The following is a 15,249-nucleotide window of genomic DNA, read 5'->3' as shown; positions in this document are numbered from 1 at the left end:
GAGCGACCATACGCGCGGCATCTCGGCAGAATAAGATTGGTTAGGGAAAAAACAGGGTGTGTGATGTCAGCCCAAATAGAGGGATGTGATTTCGTGGAGCAGCGATTGACCCTGCATGCCAGAAGCATGCGGTTGCGTTCCCGTCAATTCCGGCAGTTTATCAAAAAGCTCGGCTGCAAGAGAAGCCAAACGTTGCATTTCACGCTTGTCCACGATACGATGGCGCGCAAGACGGTTCAGCCCACCTCGCAGAGCAAGGCGCGGGCGATGACGCTGCATAAGCCGATGAAGCAGCTCGAGCGCCGGCTGTCGCGGATTACGCTGCTGACCCGTACGAAGCAGCCCGTTCCGGTGCTGAGCAAAAACAAACAAGGCTACGCCGTGTTCATGACCGTCAATTATCGGGAGCAGGCACGCGGCGATTTCCAGGCGGTTCGCGCGCATTTCATCGATGTCGACCTGAACAAAATATCCGAAATGCTGAATACGAGCGAAGAAGCGGAGCGCCGCATGCAGGAGCTGCAAGCGGATCCCCTGGAACAGATCGAATCCGTTACCGTGACGCGCACGAAGCAAGGACGTTATCGGCTGCTCGCCCAGCGAGGCAAGCGAAGAGTGCGGCAGCTGAAGCGGAAGTTTCTAGCCAAGCACGCGAAGCTCATTCGCGGTTCGATGGTCGTCGAAACCAAGAACGGCTACCACATCTACTGGGCCATCCGCAAAGGCTCCATCACCCGGTTCGTATCCATTCAGCAGGCGCTCGTCCGCAAATTCAATTCCGATCCCAAGATCACGGACCTCTCCCGCGTCATGCGCGTTCCCGGCTTCTACCACCAGAAGAATCCGGCAAGCCCTTACCTCGTCCACGTGAAACGCTGGGGAAGGAAGCAGCCTTTTACGCAGGCCGAGCTCATCCAGAGATTAGCGTTAACCTTATGAGGAACCGTTGCATGGACGATTCGGCAATCCAAAAAAGCCGCGAGTAATCGCGGCTTTCTACTTTTCCATTCCATTCTTAAGCTTTGGATTTGAGTTCCGTTAGAAAATAGAACAGCGCAAGGACGGGGAAGAGAACGCCGATCCATGCCGACAGCCCCCAGCCTCCATGGGCATACGTTAGCCCGCCAAGGAACGATCCGGCAGCTCCGCCGAGAAAAAATATGGCCATGAACAGGCCGTTCAGCCGCCCCCTGGTTTCGCTGCCCAAGGAGTAAATCGCTCGCTGTCCGACGACAAGATTGCCGGAAACCGCCATATCCAGCGTAACCGCCGCAACGAACAGCAGGACTAACGAGAAGGTCGAGTTATCGTGAATGAGCGCGATCATGAGAAACGACAAGGTCGCGATCAGAATGGCGCCCATCGTCAGCGATTTGCTCCAGTTACGATCCGCCAATCGGCCCGCGACGGGAGCCGCAATCGCTCCTGCCACGCCGACGAACGCAAACAACGCGATATGCTGCTGGGACATTCCGTATTCATCCGCCAACCGCAGCGGAACCGTCGTCCAGAACAGGCTGAAGGAGCCGAATAAGCAGGCTTGATAAAACGCGCGGCGTCTCAAGATAGGCGTTTGTTTGAATAAGACGAGCAGGGAAGCCACCAGGCCGCCATAAGTCATGCTTCGATTCGGGCGTCGTTCGGGAAGAGCGCGTGCCAGAACGATGGCCAACAAGGCCATGAGCACCGAGGAAACGACGAATATCGTTTGCCATGACCAGATCCCGGCGAGCAAGCTCGCTACCGGCCGTGCCAGCATGATGCCAAGCAGTAGGCCGCTCATGACATTGCCGACGACGCGACCACGTTGTTCCTCGGTGGATAAGAAAGCCGCTAACGGAACAAGGATCTGCGCGACGACGGAGCCCGATCCTATTAAGAGGGATGCGGTAAGGAACATTGCCGAACCCGTGGAGAAAGCGGCTCCGAGCAAGGCAAGCACCACGACGGCGAGCGAAGTCACGATAAGCCGGCGGTTCTCCAGCATGTCGCTGAGCGGTACGATAAATAGCAGCCCGATGACATAGCCGATTTGGGTTAACGTTACGATAAGGCCGGCGGCGCCGGGCGGCAGTCCGATGTTATCGCTAATCGGACCGATCAGCGTTTGGGAATAATATAAATTGGCGACTATAAGGCCGCATGCGGCAGCCAATAACAGCACCATGCCGCTTGAAATGCTCTTTGGTTTCGCCAGGATCGATTTATTCATGTCCAACATCCTCTCTTATTTACTAAACGGTGCGTACAGTAATGTTCTGGACTCATCATATAATGAACGTATCGTTTTGTAAATAGGGAACCTCTTTTTATTATCCAATTTAGCCGATATACTTATTCAAAACGCAGTCGTCGAAAGGGGTGAAGGCTGTTGCCTAAGAAAGGTCGTCCGCGCAGTCCGCTCACGCAAAAATCCATCCTCGATGCTTCTTACGAGCTGCTGCTCGAAAGCGGGTTCGATAACGTAACGGTGGAGAAGATCGCCGAACGCGCCGGCGTAAGCAAGGCCACCATTTATAAATGGTGGCCTAACAAGGCAGCCGTGGTCATGGACGGTTTTTTCTCTGCCGCAGCGGACAGGCTTCCCGTTCCCGACACCGGCACGGTATACGAGGACGTGCTGATTCACGCGACAAACTTAGCCCGGTTCATGGTCAGTCCGGATGGCAAAATCATCCGGGAGCTGATCGGGCAGGGGCAATTGGATCCAACGTTAAAAGAAGCGATCCAGACGCATTATATCCAGCCGCGCAGATCGGAAGCCATGGAGTTGATGAATCGAGGCATACATAGCGGTGAACTGAACGAAGGCCTTGACTTGTCTTTGGGCGTCGATCTGTTGTACGGCCCTTTGTTTTATCGCATGCTGGTCACGGGCGGCTCCTTGGACGATGAAGGCGTGAAGGAAATCATTGCCGCCGCTTTCAATGGATTGAAAGCGGCGGCAAGCAAGCCTTCGTTATCCTAAGAGGTATAATTTCGCCCCAATCCCAGTTCTACGAGCAGCTGTCTGTAAGCAATGGAGGTACGGTCCGCCGGGATGTGGGCTTCGGCCATGAGATCGAGCGGAAGATCCTCCGGCGTCTGGGCTTCGACCATTTCCCTGTCTTCCTGGAACACTTGCAGGTTGAACCGAATGGAATCTTCAATCGGGGCGGATTTGTCGAAATTACGAGATATGGGACAGAAGAGCCTCGTATAACGAGCGGAGACCGGAGACGCGCAGTTCAGAATCATCAGCTTTCCGTCCGCCGGGAAATGCACGGTTAGCGAAGCCGCGAACGGGGCGAACACGCGGAATGCCCGCAGCCACATGAATCCTTCCGGAGCCGGATTTTCCTGACCGATGCCGTAATTGCTAACGGTGCTCCAATAGTCCGCATAGAGCTGATTTCCCCTGCGTTCGACTTTGTATTGCGGCACCTCGGTGTTGTTGCGATCGCCGAACGTTTGGGTATGCACGTAGGCAAAATGGGAGACATCCAGAAAGCCTTCCAGCTGACGCCCGGCCGAACCGGCGATGTCGAAGCTCGGTGGCAGGATGTTGAGATAGTCCGGATCGTCCCAGCCGGAGAATTCAGGGATCTGCGCATCGGTCGATGCCAGCGAAGTCCAGATCAAACCGTAACGTTCAACGGCAGGATACAGGATGAGTTTCAGCTTAGGCGAGATTTTGGCATCCGGATGGGCGGGAACCGACGTGCAAGCCCCTTCGCAGTTATAGCGAAATCCATGGTACGGGCAGACGATTTCATCGTTCTCGATCCATCCCTTGCTCAAGGGAGCGCCGCGGTGGAAGCAAAGATCGCGCGCGATCACGACTTTTCCTTTGCTGCGGTAACAGACGAGCTTCACGTCGAGCAGCTTGACGGCGACCGGTTTATCCGCGACTTCGCTCGCAATGGCGACCGGATACCAATACTGCGACAGGACATGCCAGTCATTCGGGGTGAACGTGCAATCTCGGGGAAGCGGCATTGGAGTCGTTTCGTTAAGGTTGTTCGTTTTTGTCATTGGGGTATGCTCCTTTGAGTTGGATGGGGTAACGCATAAAACCCCAGGTTCAAGAGGCGCAGCATGAACCAAACTCGATTTCGTCTCCGCTGTGGGCGAACGAAAGAGAAGTTCATCGGCTGGCCTCTTGTAGCCTGGGGCAATTTACGGTTGCCTGGTCGAGACGCTCATCCCAAATTAATGAGCTTATACAAGAGAAACATGCTATTATGTCAACTTAAGTGACATGTATATAACTCAATATTAACTTCGGATTGGTTTTCCTGTCAATGATTAATTACAATCTGTCGGCTAGCTGTCACGGTAGCCTATTCGTGCTGGGCGAAAACCCTTGAAACGACGAGATAAATTGAATCTGGCGGTTCAAGGGTCGCAATGAAAAACCATGTCATTAATAATGACATGGTTTGTTTGTCTAAAACATTGAAAAACAGCTAACGGTTACGGGAATGGCTAATCGGCTCGTAATGCCCACTTTATATCGCTAACGGATGTCATGGGGCTTAATGCGAGACTTTTCCGTTCCAATCAGCTCATCTACGCCCAATAACGTCAGTCACAACCGTTAGAGTTTCATAAGCAGCCTTATTCGTGGAATAGCATCGCTGACAACCGTTAAGGTTCCGATTGAATTCACGATGCAAGCTCCGCAGCTTGCGCCGCCGCTTAGGTTGTTCGAAAAACGCTCCGTTTACGGAATGATGATGGTGACGGTCGTTCCCTCGCCCGGACGGGACTGCAGCGTGATCCCGTAGGGTTGGCCGTAATAGAGCTTCAATCGCTCGTCCACGTTGTTGATGCCGACGCCGCCTAGTTTGGGCAGGGAGGGCCGTGGTTCCTCTGCGCGCTCTGCAGCGTCATCGGCTTCTTTTTCTGCTTTCGCGCGCGCATCGGGATCGAAGCCTACGCCGTCATCCTTCACGGTGAATCGCACATTCCCGTCGTCGGTTGGCAGGGCCGTAATTTCCAACAGTCCCGGACCGTCTTTTTCCCGGATGCCGTGATAGATCGCATTCTCCGCGAGCGGCTGCAAGATGATCTTGGGAATGACTTTGGCGGCCAGTACCGGATCGAAATGCAGACGAACCTGCAGCTTTTCCCCGTAACGCTCCTTCTGAATGATGAGGTATTGGGCGACATGGTTCATTTCGTTCTCCACCGTCGTCAGCTCGCTGCCTCCGCTCAAGGAAAGCTGAAAAAACTTGGCTAACGCCTTCGTCGTCGAAATGACGCGTTCGCTCTCGTTGAATTCCGCCATCCAGACGATCGTATCGAGCGTGTTGTACAGAAAATGCGGATTGATCTGGCTGTGCAGCACGCTCAACTCGTAACCGTGCAGCGTTTTTTCCTTCGTCTCGATGTCCTGCATCAGCCGCCGCATCTCCGTGACCATCGAATTGAAGTGCTGCGCCAGCCCTTGGACCTCCGTCGGGCCGGTTTCGGATACGCTCACTTCCAGCGTCCCCGACTTCACCTTCTGCATCGCTTGCTCGAGCCGATGAATCGGCCGGGTCATGCTTTTGGCCAGGAAAGGGGATACCAGCATGATCAGCAGCAGCAGGCCAAGTCCGACCAGGACGAACGAGAGCAGCAGCTGATTGCGCACTTGCCGGAGTCCGTCAAGGGAACTGACGCCGACGAGCGTCCAATCGGAATTCCGCAGCTTCGTTCGGTAGGTCAAGAGATTCGTCGATGAATCGAAGCCCTGCTTCGACATGCTGATCGTCCTTAATTGTTCCTGCTTGGCTGCGTCCGTAAAATAAGAGGGATCTTGGTGGTACACGATGCCGCCTTCGCTGTTGATGATAAAAGCGAATCCTTTGCTGCCGAGCTCCAAATCGTTCAAATAATCCTCGATGCCCTTGTACTCGATATCGAGCAGCACGACGCCGAGATTATGATCGTTCGCGTCCTTGATTTCCTGGCTCATCGAGATGACCCAGTTGTTCTTATCCATCGAAAACTTCTGCATGCGCGCGGAAGTAAGCACCGGATTGGTGCTGTTGATCGCGGCCACGTACCACGGTTCGTTCATCATATTGGATGAACGCCGCATGTTCAGTTTCTTCTCGTTGGACAGCACATAGCCGTCCTTGCCGATCACGACGACGGATTTAATGTTCGGATCCGACTTAAGCGCGAGCTGAATGAATTCAAGCTCTTCCTGCTCGCCTTCCTGGGAAGGAGAGGAGAGGGTTCGAATCGTTTGCGGATTATGGGCAAGCATGGTGCTCAGCACCTTCAACCGGTCGATATACATTTCGACTAAAGTGCCGCTCTTGGAAACCGCCATATCGGCGGATTGAACCGATTCGTTCATGACCGCCCGGGAAATGCCTACATAGAGAATGGCGCCGATGATGCCGATCGTGAACACGCTGATCAGCATATAGATCCACGAGATTCGGAATTGAAGGGAACGGGGCATCAGCTTCACGGGTGTTTGATCCTTTCCCTGTATTGGAGGGGAGAGAGCCCGAACTTTTTCTTGAAGGCGGCGCTGAAATAATTCGGGTTGTCGAAGCCTACGGACGTGGAAATCTCGTATATTTTCATATCGGAAGTGAGCAGCTGAAGCTTGGAACGTTCCAGGCGCGTGCCCATGATATAGTCCTGAAAGGACACGTTGAACAGCCGCTTGAACAGCACGCTCATATAGCCCGAGCTAAATCCGACCTGATTCGCCAGCATGGCGAGCGAGAAATCCGGGTTGGCGACGTTATCCTCGATGATTTGGGCGATCGCCGCCTTGTTGCTCGAATCCTCCGGCATTTGAAACGTTGTCTTGTACTCGCTGACAAGATGCCTCAGCTCCGACAGCTGCTGTTCGCTTTGGAGCTTCTCCACCAATTTCCGCAGCACCTCGTACACGTCGGTTTTGGAAACGGGTTTAAGTACGTAATCGTCGATGCCGATCTTCAACGCCGTGACCGCATACTCGTAATAATCATAGCCGGTAATGACGGCGATCTTCACGGCGGGCTTCGATTCCTTCGCTTTGCGCGCGAATTCCAAACCGTTCAGCTTCGGAATGTTAATATCCAGCAGCACGATGTCGGGACGGCGGTCAAGGAAGAGCTTAAGCCCTTCCTCGCCATTGTCCGCTTCGATAATCTCGGTAATGTTGAATTCCTCGAACGGCAGCAGCCGCTTAATGCCTTTCCTCACTAACTCCTCGTCTTCGACGATCAGCAGCGTATACATCGACCCCAACTCCTCGAATCTGTTATTCGACGACAGAGCGGAGATAGCCGTAGCCTTCCTTTTGCATATCGTCAAGCGGAACGAACCGGATGGAGGCGCTATTGATGCAATAACGTTTCCCCGTGAATTCCTTAGGACCGTCGTCGAACACATGGCCCAGATGGATGTTGCCTACGCGGCTCCTCACTTCCGTACGTACCATATTGTAACTCGTATCTTCGTCGTAAGTCACGACGTCCGGATCGATGGGCTTCGTGAAGCTGGGCCATCCGCAGCCCGCATCGTATTTGTCGCTGCTGGAGAATAACGGCTCTCCCGTCGTCACATCGACATAAATGCCTGCGTCGAAGGTATTCCAATATTCGTTGGAGTAAGCCGTCTCCGTGTCGTTCAGGACGGCGACCTTGTACTGAATATCCGTCAACTTCTGTTTCAATTGCTCGTCGCTCGGCCGGGAATATAAGGCGGGATCGACTTTAACCGGTTCGTCCAGGATCGTAAGATCGACATGGCAGTACCCGTCCGGGTTTTTCTCCAAATAATCCTGATGGTAATCTTCCGCCAAGTAGTAATTCGTTAACGGCAGCACTTCGGTTACGATCTTCTTCGTGTATTTCTGCTGTTCCTTCGCGACGACGGCGTTAATGACGGACAGATCGGTGTCTTGGCTGTAATAAATCCCCGTTCTGTAGTTGATCCCCACATCGTTCCCTTGTTTATTCACGCTGGTCGGATTAATGACTTTGAAGAAATCGGTCAGCAGATCCGTGAGCGGAAGACGGTCGGGATCGTACTTCACCTCGGCTGTTTCGGCGAATCCGCGGTCTCCTTGAACGACATCGTCATACGTCGGGTTGGCCCCGGTACCGTTGGCATAGCCGACGGTCACGTCCTGGACGCCGTAAATACGCGACACATAAGCCTCGATTCCCCAGAAGCAGCCGCCGGCCAAATAAATCGTTTGCAAATGGCTCTGCGAATAATCCACCTTATCGTTCGGATTCGGCGAACGCGTCGTCGTAGGTCCTGCGGATGCGGTCGTGACGCCGGCCGCCGCCGTTGCCGCCGTGTCGGAGCTGTCATTGCCGGGCATCCGGCTGCCGCACGCCGCCGTAAATAGCAGCAACAGCAAGGATGCTGCGGTTACAAGTCTTTTCAAGTCAATCCCTCCCGATCATGATCTTCGTTACCGCGGCTCTACGATTCTACGAAATCTGTTTGAAAGCATCGATGATGGCATCATTGGCATTTTGCCCCGGGGCCGTTTTGACGAGAACGCCGTCCGAGCCGATGTAGAGGGAAGTGGGGTAGCCTCTAATGCCGAATTTCTTGGCCCATTTTCCATCTTCGTCCAACAGCACGTAGATGTTTTTGCCCGTATTCTCAGCCTGCAGCCCTCTGAACCACTCCGTAAAATCAGCCGCGGATTGTTCCCCGTTGTAATTCGGACTGACGATCGTAATGACTTTAAAATCGTTTTTTTGACCTGCCAACGTATTCAACTCGTCCATCCCCGCCAAGCAAATCGGACACCAGGAAGCCCAATACTTCACATAGACCTTCTGACCGGCGAGACTCGCCAGCGTGACTTCGTTACCGTCCAAGTCCAACAGATCGAAATTAGGCGCCGCCGGGCCTTTGTTGACCGTGGTAGCATTCGCTGCATTCGAGGCGGCGGAGTTAGAGCTGGCATTGCCGCAAGCCGCGAGCAGCAGCAGCAGGGAGAGCAGGGCGATGACGGACAGCGACCGTTTGGTACGATTCATGATGAACCTCCTTAGATGTGGAGTCTTTAACTAAACCACGCCGTAATCATATTGAGCTTGTTCGTCATCAGCAGCACGCCCATCACGATAAGCAGCAGGCCGGATACGACCTTGAGCGTCGGCAAATGCTTGTTGAACGCTCGCAGCCGTCCGATCAATACATCCGAGAAGAGCGAAAGGACGAGAAACGGAATCGCTAACCCTAGCGCGTACACGAACATATAGCCTCCGCCTTGCAGGGCGGACCCTTCGCTGGCCGATAGGCTGAGCACGGCGGCGAGAATAGGGCCGATGCACGGCGTCCAGCCGAAGCTGAACGTAAAACCGAGCAGGAAAGCCGCGGCGAAGCCCGTTTTTCCTTTCCAGGCGACAGTGATCTTCTTCTCGCGCTGCATGAAGAGCAGTTTGACGATTCCCGTCTGGAACAACCCGAACGCAATGACGACAATCCCGCAGGCATCGATGAACCAAGAGGCGTTGATCACGCTTCCGAGCCCGCCTGCTCCGAATCCGAGGAGCACGAACACGAAGGATATGCCGAGCGTGAAGAATAACGTATTCCCGACCAAGGAGGGATGAAGCCGCAGCTTGCCCCATTGGACCGAACGCGAATCGCTCCCCGGAGCCGTACCGCCGAGATGGGCCAGATACACGGGCAGCATGGGCAAGATGCACGGCGAGAAGAAGGAAAGGATCCCGGCGAGAAACACGCTCCCGACGAACACTTGCGAAGTCAACATCGAACCGCCTCCTTGTAGTTATCAGTGTACGAGTTTTTCGTCCGAAAGGGCATATACTCTGATGATCAGTTTCTGTGAAATGATGATGCGATGAATTTGTGCTATCATGATGGAATCATCGGGCTTGCATAAGGCGATCGGTCAAGAACTCGGAGAATGACATCAAGGGAGGAAATGTAACATGGAAAAAGCAACGTTTGCCGGCGGGTGTTTCTGGTGCATGGTAACGCCGTTTGAAGAGCTGCCCGGCATTATGGGGATCGTATCCGGCTACACCGGAGGCGCGAAGGCAGATCCTACGTACGAAGAAGTGAAAACGGGAGAGACGGGGCATATCGAAGCCGTCCAAATTACGTTTGACCCGGCGATTTTCCCGTATGAAAGGTTATTGGAGCTGTATTGGCCGCAAATTGATCCGACAGACGAGTTTGGGCAATTCCATGATCGAGGCACGCAATATACGACCGCGATCTTCTACCACAACGAGCAGCAATTAGAGCTGGCCCTTCAATCGAAACAAGCATTGGAATCGAGCGGCCGGTTCGACAAACCGATCGTAACGAAGATTTTACCGGCGGCGACCTTCTATGCAGCCGAAGATTATCATCAGGATTACCATAAGAAGAATCCTGACGATTATAAGGAAGACCGCGAGAAGTCCGGACGCGATCAATTTATTCGAGACAACTGGACGAGCTGACGCAAATGGATATCGAGATTGAAAGGCCGCGTAGACCGCGGCTTTTTTGCGTTGTTGCAACCCCAAATATCATAAATGTCATGAAATCTTACATAATAGCGCATTCATTTTTCGGAAAACCTTATTTTTTAGACGTAATCTAGAATGATTATTGACAACCCTCTTATCCTACCTTAAATTATGTTAAGTAATCTAACATATAATTTTGTCGACACCAGGAGGAGCGGTATCATGATGAGAAACGTATTCAAAGTTGTTTTAGCACTGGTATTGGCAATAGCCATCGTTCCTTTGAAGAACGCCGACGCGAAGGAAACGGGCTTCGACCCGTTCGAGAAAAGCATTGATCAAATCTCCGCGGCGCTGGATTCGGGCCAAACGACGTCCGAGCAATTAGTCGACTATTATTTGGCCCGCATCGCGGCGTACGATAATACCGGCCCGCACGTGAACGCCATCATCACGGTGAACGATAAAGCCGTCGACCTTGCCAAGCGACTGGATGCGGAACGCAAGGCGAAGGGGCCGCGGGGCAAGCTTCACGGCATTCCGATCGTCGTGAAGGACAATTACGACGTGGTCGGCATGCCAACAACGGCGGGATCCGTGACGTTGAAATCGTCCTACCCGGCCAAGAACGCCTTCGCCGTCCAGAAGCTGATCGACGCGGGCGCGATCGTGATCGCGAAGACGAACATGTCCGAATTCGCGGCATCCTACGGCCGTTTGGGTTATAGCTCGCTCGGCGGATTGACGCTCAATCCGTACAACCTGAACCGCGATGCCTCCGGCTCGAGCAGCGGTTCCGCCGCGGCCGTCGCGTCCGACTTTGCGGTATTCGGCCTGGGCACGGATACGTCCGGCTCCATCCGAGGACCTGCCAACGTAACCGGACTCGTCGGCATCCGTCCTACGCTCGGCTTGACCAGCCGCAGCGGCGTCATCCCCGCCGCGCTCTCATTCGATACGACGGGTCCGCTTGCCAGAAGCGTGACGGATGCGGCGATCGCGCTCGGCGCCATGGCTGGAACGGACAAGAACGACTACGCAACGAGAGCTGCGGATAAACACGCGGTTGACTACAGCGCCGGGTTGAACGCCGCCTCGCTCAAGACGGCGCGGATCGGCATCGCAACCGGCTTCTTCGGCGACAATGCCGAGGTGGACGGCGTCGTCAACAAGGCGATCGCCGGCATGAAAGGGATGGGAACGCAGTTCGTGCCCGTCACCTTCTCGAAGTCGACGAGCTACTTATGGACGCCGGTGCTTGGGCCGGTCGGAGACGCGGAATTCAAGGTCCAACTGGAGAAGTATCTGGGCCGTCTGCCGCAAGACCAGCCGAAGACGCTGCAGGACATCATCGACATCAGCGAATCGCCGGAGGTGCTCGGCTCGGCTACGCCGGTCAACCCGGCGCGCCTTGAAGGACTGAAGGAAGCGCTGGCCGCGGCGGCAAACAAGAACTCGGCCGCATACAAGCAAATCGTGCAGAAGATCATTCCGGCGACGCGCGCCGAAATTCAGAACATCATGAAAGCAAACCGGCTGGACGCGATCGTGTTCCCGACGATGTCCTGCCCGGCATCCCCGCGTTTCGACCGCGAGGATCCGACATACAAGTGCGAAGCTTACGACACGTACGCTGCCAGCTACGTCGCGTCGTCTACCGGTTACCCGGAAGTGACGGTTCCTGCCGGCGCGACCAAAGACGGCTTGCCGGTTGGCATCTCGTTCTACGGTCTAGCTTACAGCGAGCAGAAGCTTCTGAGCCTGGCTTACTCGTTCGAGCAATCGACGAAGGCCAGAACCGCGCCGCTCTTCACGCCGAATCTGCCGGCTTCGTTGCGGGCAGCTCAATAATAACGATGTTCATATTGGAAATCCTCGAGGACTGCCGACAGATGTCGGCAGTCTTTTCTATTGAGCGTAACGAGCCTCGGCCGATAGGGGACGCATCGGAGGAAGGATACTTGTTGGCGGTCGCTCATAGGAATGCATCTGGAAAGCGTGAAATCAAAAAAAGAACCTGAGTACACGACTCAGGTTCTTTATCTTGCATATAAACGGACACGATGATACAATCGAAACACGACTGGGTATCGTTAAATCGGCATAATTATTTCATCTTATATATTTATCGTAACATGCCGATAAGCTTTAGTCAACTGTTTTTAATTTCAAGGTCAGGAGAGATGTTGAATGGATCCATTGGTTCTTGGCTTTCGGGAAATCGAACAAACGCAGCTCTTGCTCGTCGGCGGAAAAGGGCTGCAATTAGGTGCATTATCAACCCTTCCAGACATAGAAGTACCAGATGGATTTTGCGTGACGACCGTGGGATTCCGACAAGCCATTGCGCAAAACGATGCGTATCAGGCTTTGTTGGATCGACTGACCAACCTGAAAGTAGAAGATCGCGATCAGATCGGTGAAATCTGCGGAAAGATCCGGCAAGTCATGTCGGAAGCAACCATTCCTGCCGATGTTGTGCATGCAGTTGCCCGCTATCATTCCGAGATTGGCAAGGAACATGCTTATGCCGTGCGTTCCAGCGCGACTGCTGAAGATCTGCCGCATGCCTCATTTGCCGGTCAACAAGATACCTATTTGAATGTCATCGGCATAGAAGCCGTCTTGAAGCATATCAGCAAGTGCTGGGCTTCTCTATTTACGGATCGCGCGGTCATCTATCGGATGCAAAACGGATTTGACCATCGTCACGTTTACCTATCCGTGATCGTTCAAAGGATGGTTTTCCCGCAGGCTTCGGGGATCTTGTTTACCGCGGATCCCATAACCTCGAACCGAAAGCTTCTATCCATCGATGCCAGCTTTGGACTTGGAGAAGCGCTCGTCTCGGGCTTGGTCTCTGCCGATGGCTATCAAGTGAGGGAAGGAGAAATCGTCGACAAGCGGATCGCGGCCAAGAAAGTAGCGATTTATGGACGACAAGAAGGCGGTACGGAGGTCAAGCCGATCGATCCCGATCAGCAAATGACGCAAACCCTTTCGGATCAACAAATTTTACGGCTAGCAAGCATCGGGAGACAGATCGAAGCTCATTTCGGCAGCCCCCAAGACATCGAATGGTGTTTGGACCAGGATAGCTTCTTTATTGTCCAGAGTCGGCCAATCACGACGTTATACCCCATCCCGGAAGCGAGCGATGAGGCCAATCGCGTCTATTTATCCGTCGGACATCAACAAATGATGACCGATCCCATAAAACCGTTGGGATTGTCGTTTTACCTGTTAACGACCCGTGCACCCATGCGTACAGCCGGCGGGAGGTTGTTTGTCGATGCTACGCCCATGCTGGCTTCGCCCGCCGGCAGAGAAACGCTGATCCACACGTTGGGATCGTCCGATCCGCTGATCAAAGACGCGCTTACGACGATCGTCGAGCGAGATTTTATTCCATTGGCGCCGAATGAAGGGAATGCGCCGGGTCCGAGAAGAAGCCTATCGGATCTGCCGGTGCCGACGGACAGCGATCCGGCAATCGTTGCGGATCTGATTAAGCGAAACCAGACCTCGATCGCAGAGTTAAAACAAACCATCCAAAGCAAATCGGGATCGGAGTTATTTGATTATATAGTGGAAGATCTGGAAGAATTGAAGAAGATCCTATTCGACCCGCAGAGCACGAGCGTCTTTATGGCTGCCATGAACGCTTCCTCCTGGATCAATGACAGCATGAACGAATGGCTGGGTGAGAAAAGCGCGGCGGACACGCTTTCCCAATCCGTCCCGAACAATATTACGTCGGAAATGGGACTTGCGCTGATGGATGTCGCGGACGCGATTCGGCCTTATCCGGAAGTCATTGCTTATTTGCAGCATGCGAAAGAGGAGCGCTTCTTGGATGAACTCGTTCAACTGGATGGCGGTCAGGAAACGTTGGACGCCCTGAATGATTATCTCAGCAAATACGGCATGCGATGCGCGGGAGAAATCGACCTGACAAGAACGCGTTGGAGCGAGAAACCCATTACTCTTGTCCCGCTGATTCTAAGTAATATCAAAAACTTCGAGCCGAATGCCGGCAAACGGAAATTCGAGCAAGGGCTGCGGGAAGCTATAGCCAAGGAACAGGAATTACTGGATCGCTTGAAGTCCTTGCCGGATGGCGAACAAAAAGCCGAAGAGACCAAACGAAGGATCGATCTCGTCCGGAATTATATCGGGTATCGGGAATATCCCAAATACGGCATGGTGAGCCGCTACTTCGTGTATAAGCAGGCTATGTTGAAAGAAGCAGAACGACTCGTGCAAGCAGGCGTTATTCATGAAGTCGAAGATATCTATTATCTCGCTTTCGAAGAGCTTCATGATGTCGTGCGCACGCATACGCTGGATTACCGAATCATCGGCAAGCGAAGAGAGGATTACAACGGATATGAAAAACTAACGCCGCCGCGCGTGATTACGTCCGATGGCGAAATCATTGCAGGGAAGTACAATCGAGAACATCTGCCAGCCGATGCGATCGCAGGTCTGGCTGTATCTTCCGGCGTCATAGAAGGTCGCGCACGCGTCATCTTGGACATGGAAGAGGCCAATCTCGAAGAAGGAGATATCCTGGTCACTTCCTTTACCGATCCTAGCTGGACGCCGTTGTTCGTAGCGATCAAAGGCCTCGTCACCGAAGTCGGCGGGCTGATGACCCATGGATCCGTAATCGCGCGTGAATATGGGTTACCGGCAGTCGTCGGCGTGGAGAATGCAACCAAGCTGATCCGAGACGGGCAGCGAATTCGCGTGCATGGAACGGAAGGGTACGTTGAACTTCTGTGAACAATGAGCAGGAAACCATTGACAGCAT

At 53.6% G+C, this 15,249-nt stretch carries 12 protein-coding genes and 1 riboswitch; of the genes, 5 read left to right on the top strand and 7 right to left on the bottom strand.

The annotated features are described in order from the left end of the window. Positions 1 to 93 precede the first annotated feature (93 nt). Positions 94 to 939 carry a DNA-primase RepB domain-containing protein gene (locus AC0YNU_RS07090; RefSeq protein WP_475754664.1) on the top strand — a complete coding sequence of 282 codons (846 nt, stop codon included), beginning with the start codon at positions 94 to 96 and terminating at the stop codon, positions 937 to 939. Between the two features lie 76 nt (positions 940 to 1,015). On the opposite strand, the gene AC0YNU_RS07085 is transcribed toward AC0YNU_RS07090, so the two are convergent. Further along, entirely contained in the window at positions 1,016 to 2,212 is a 1,197-nt protein-coding gene (locus AC0YNU_RS07085) for an MFS transporter (protein ID WP_475754662.1), read from the bottom strand. A 156-nt stretch (positions 2,213 to 2,368) separates the two neighbouring features. Here AC0YNU_RS07085 and AC0YNU_RS07080 point away from each other — a divergent pair, with 156 nt between their 5' ends. Beyond that, positions 2,369 to 2,968: a TetR/AcrR family transcriptional regulator gene (locus AC0YNU_RS07080; protein WP_475756209.1), complete on the top strand. Its 600-nt coding sequence runs from the start codon at positions 2,369 to 2,371 to the stop codon at positions 2,966 to 2,968. On the opposite strand, the gene AC0YNU_RS07075 is transcribed toward AC0YNU_RS07080, so the two are convergent. The 6 genes from AC0YNU_RS07075 to AC0YNU_RS07050 form a co-directional block, all read right to left on the bottom strand. Continuing rightward, positions 2,965 to 4,014: a Rieske 2Fe-2S domain-containing protein gene (locus AC0YNU_RS07075; RefSeq protein ID WP_475754660.1), complete on the bottom strand. Its 1,050-nt coding sequence runs from the start codon at positions 4,012 to 4,014 to the stop codon at positions 2,965 to 2,967. The genes AC0YNU_RS07080 and AC0YNU_RS07075 overlap by 4 nt on opposite strands. A 110-nt stretch (positions 4,015 to 4,124) precedes the next feature. Continuing rightward, a riboswitch (purine riboswitch) is annotated at positions 4,125 to 4,228 on the bottom strand. 477 nt (positions 4,229 to 4,705) lie between these two features. Continuing rightward, complete coding sequence (locus AC0YNU_RS07070; RefSeq protein ID WP_475756207.1) at positions 4,706 to 6,442, bottom strand: sensor histidine kinase; 1,737 nt, start codon at positions 6,440 to 6,442, stop codon at positions 4,706 to 4,708. 5 nt (positions 6,443 to 6,447) lie between these two features. Continuing rightward, the gene (locus AC0YNU_RS07065; protein WP_475754657.1) at positions 6,448 to 7,218 is read right to left on the bottom strand and encodes a response regulator transcription factor; all 771 of its coding nucleotides are present in this window, start codon (positions 7,216 to 7,218) and stop codon (positions 6,448 to 6,450) included. Between the two features lie 22 nt (positions 7,219 to 7,240). Beyond that, entirely contained in the window at positions 7,241 to 8,377 is a 1,137-nt protein-coding gene (gene msrB / locus AC0YNU_RS07060; RefSeq protein ID WP_475754655.1) for a peptide-methionine (R)-S-oxide reductase MsrB, read from the bottom strand. A 46-nt stretch (positions 8,378 to 8,423) separates the two neighbouring features. Beyond that, positions 8,424 to 8,984 (bottom strand): TlpA family protein disulfide reductase, encoded by a 561-nt coding sequence (locus AC0YNU_RS07055; RefSeq protein ID WP_475754653.1) that lies wholly within the window; start codon positions 8,982 to 8,984, stop codon positions 8,424 to 8,426. A gap of 26 nt (positions 8,985 to 9,010) precedes the next feature. Further along, positions 9,011 to 9,724: a cytochrome c biogenesis CcdA family protein gene (locus AC0YNU_RS07050; RefSeq protein WP_475754651.1), complete on the bottom strand. Its 714-nt coding sequence runs from the start codon at positions 9,722 to 9,724 to the stop codon at positions 9,011 to 9,013. Positions 9,725 to 9,905: 181 nt separating this feature from the next. Between AC0YNU_RS07050 and msrA the strand changes: the two genes are divergently transcribed. The 3 genes from msrA to ppsA all read left to right on the top strand — a co-directional run bounded on the left by msrA (position 9,906) and on the right by ppsA (position 15,221). Beyond that, on the top strand, positions 9,906 to 10,424 hold the full coding sequence (msrA, locus tag AC0YNU_RS07045; RefSeq protein ID WP_475754649.1) for a peptide-methionine (S)-S-oxide reductase MsrA: 519 nt from the start codon (positions 9,906 to 9,908) through the stop codon (positions 10,422 to 10,424). A gap of 231 nt (positions 10,425 to 10,655) precedes the next feature. Further along, positions 10,656 to 12,284 (top strand): amidase family protein, encoded by a 1,629-nt coding sequence (locus tag AC0YNU_RS07040; protein WP_475754647.1) that lies wholly within the window; start codon positions 10,656 to 10,658, stop codon positions 12,282 to 12,284. Between the two features lie 339 nt (positions 12,285 to 12,623). Further along, complete coding sequence (gene ppsA / locus AC0YNU_RS07035; protein ID WP_475754645.1) at positions 12,624 to 15,221, top strand: phosphoenolpyruvate synthase; 2,598 nt, start codon at positions 12,624 to 12,626, stop codon at positions 15,219 to 15,221. Positions 15,222 to 15,249: the final 28 nt, after the last annotated feature.

Source organism: Paenibacillus sp. J31P316, from assembly GCF_056269105.1.
Note: the sequence above shows the minus strand (reverse complement) of the source record. Positions and strands in the feature narration are given on the sequence as shown.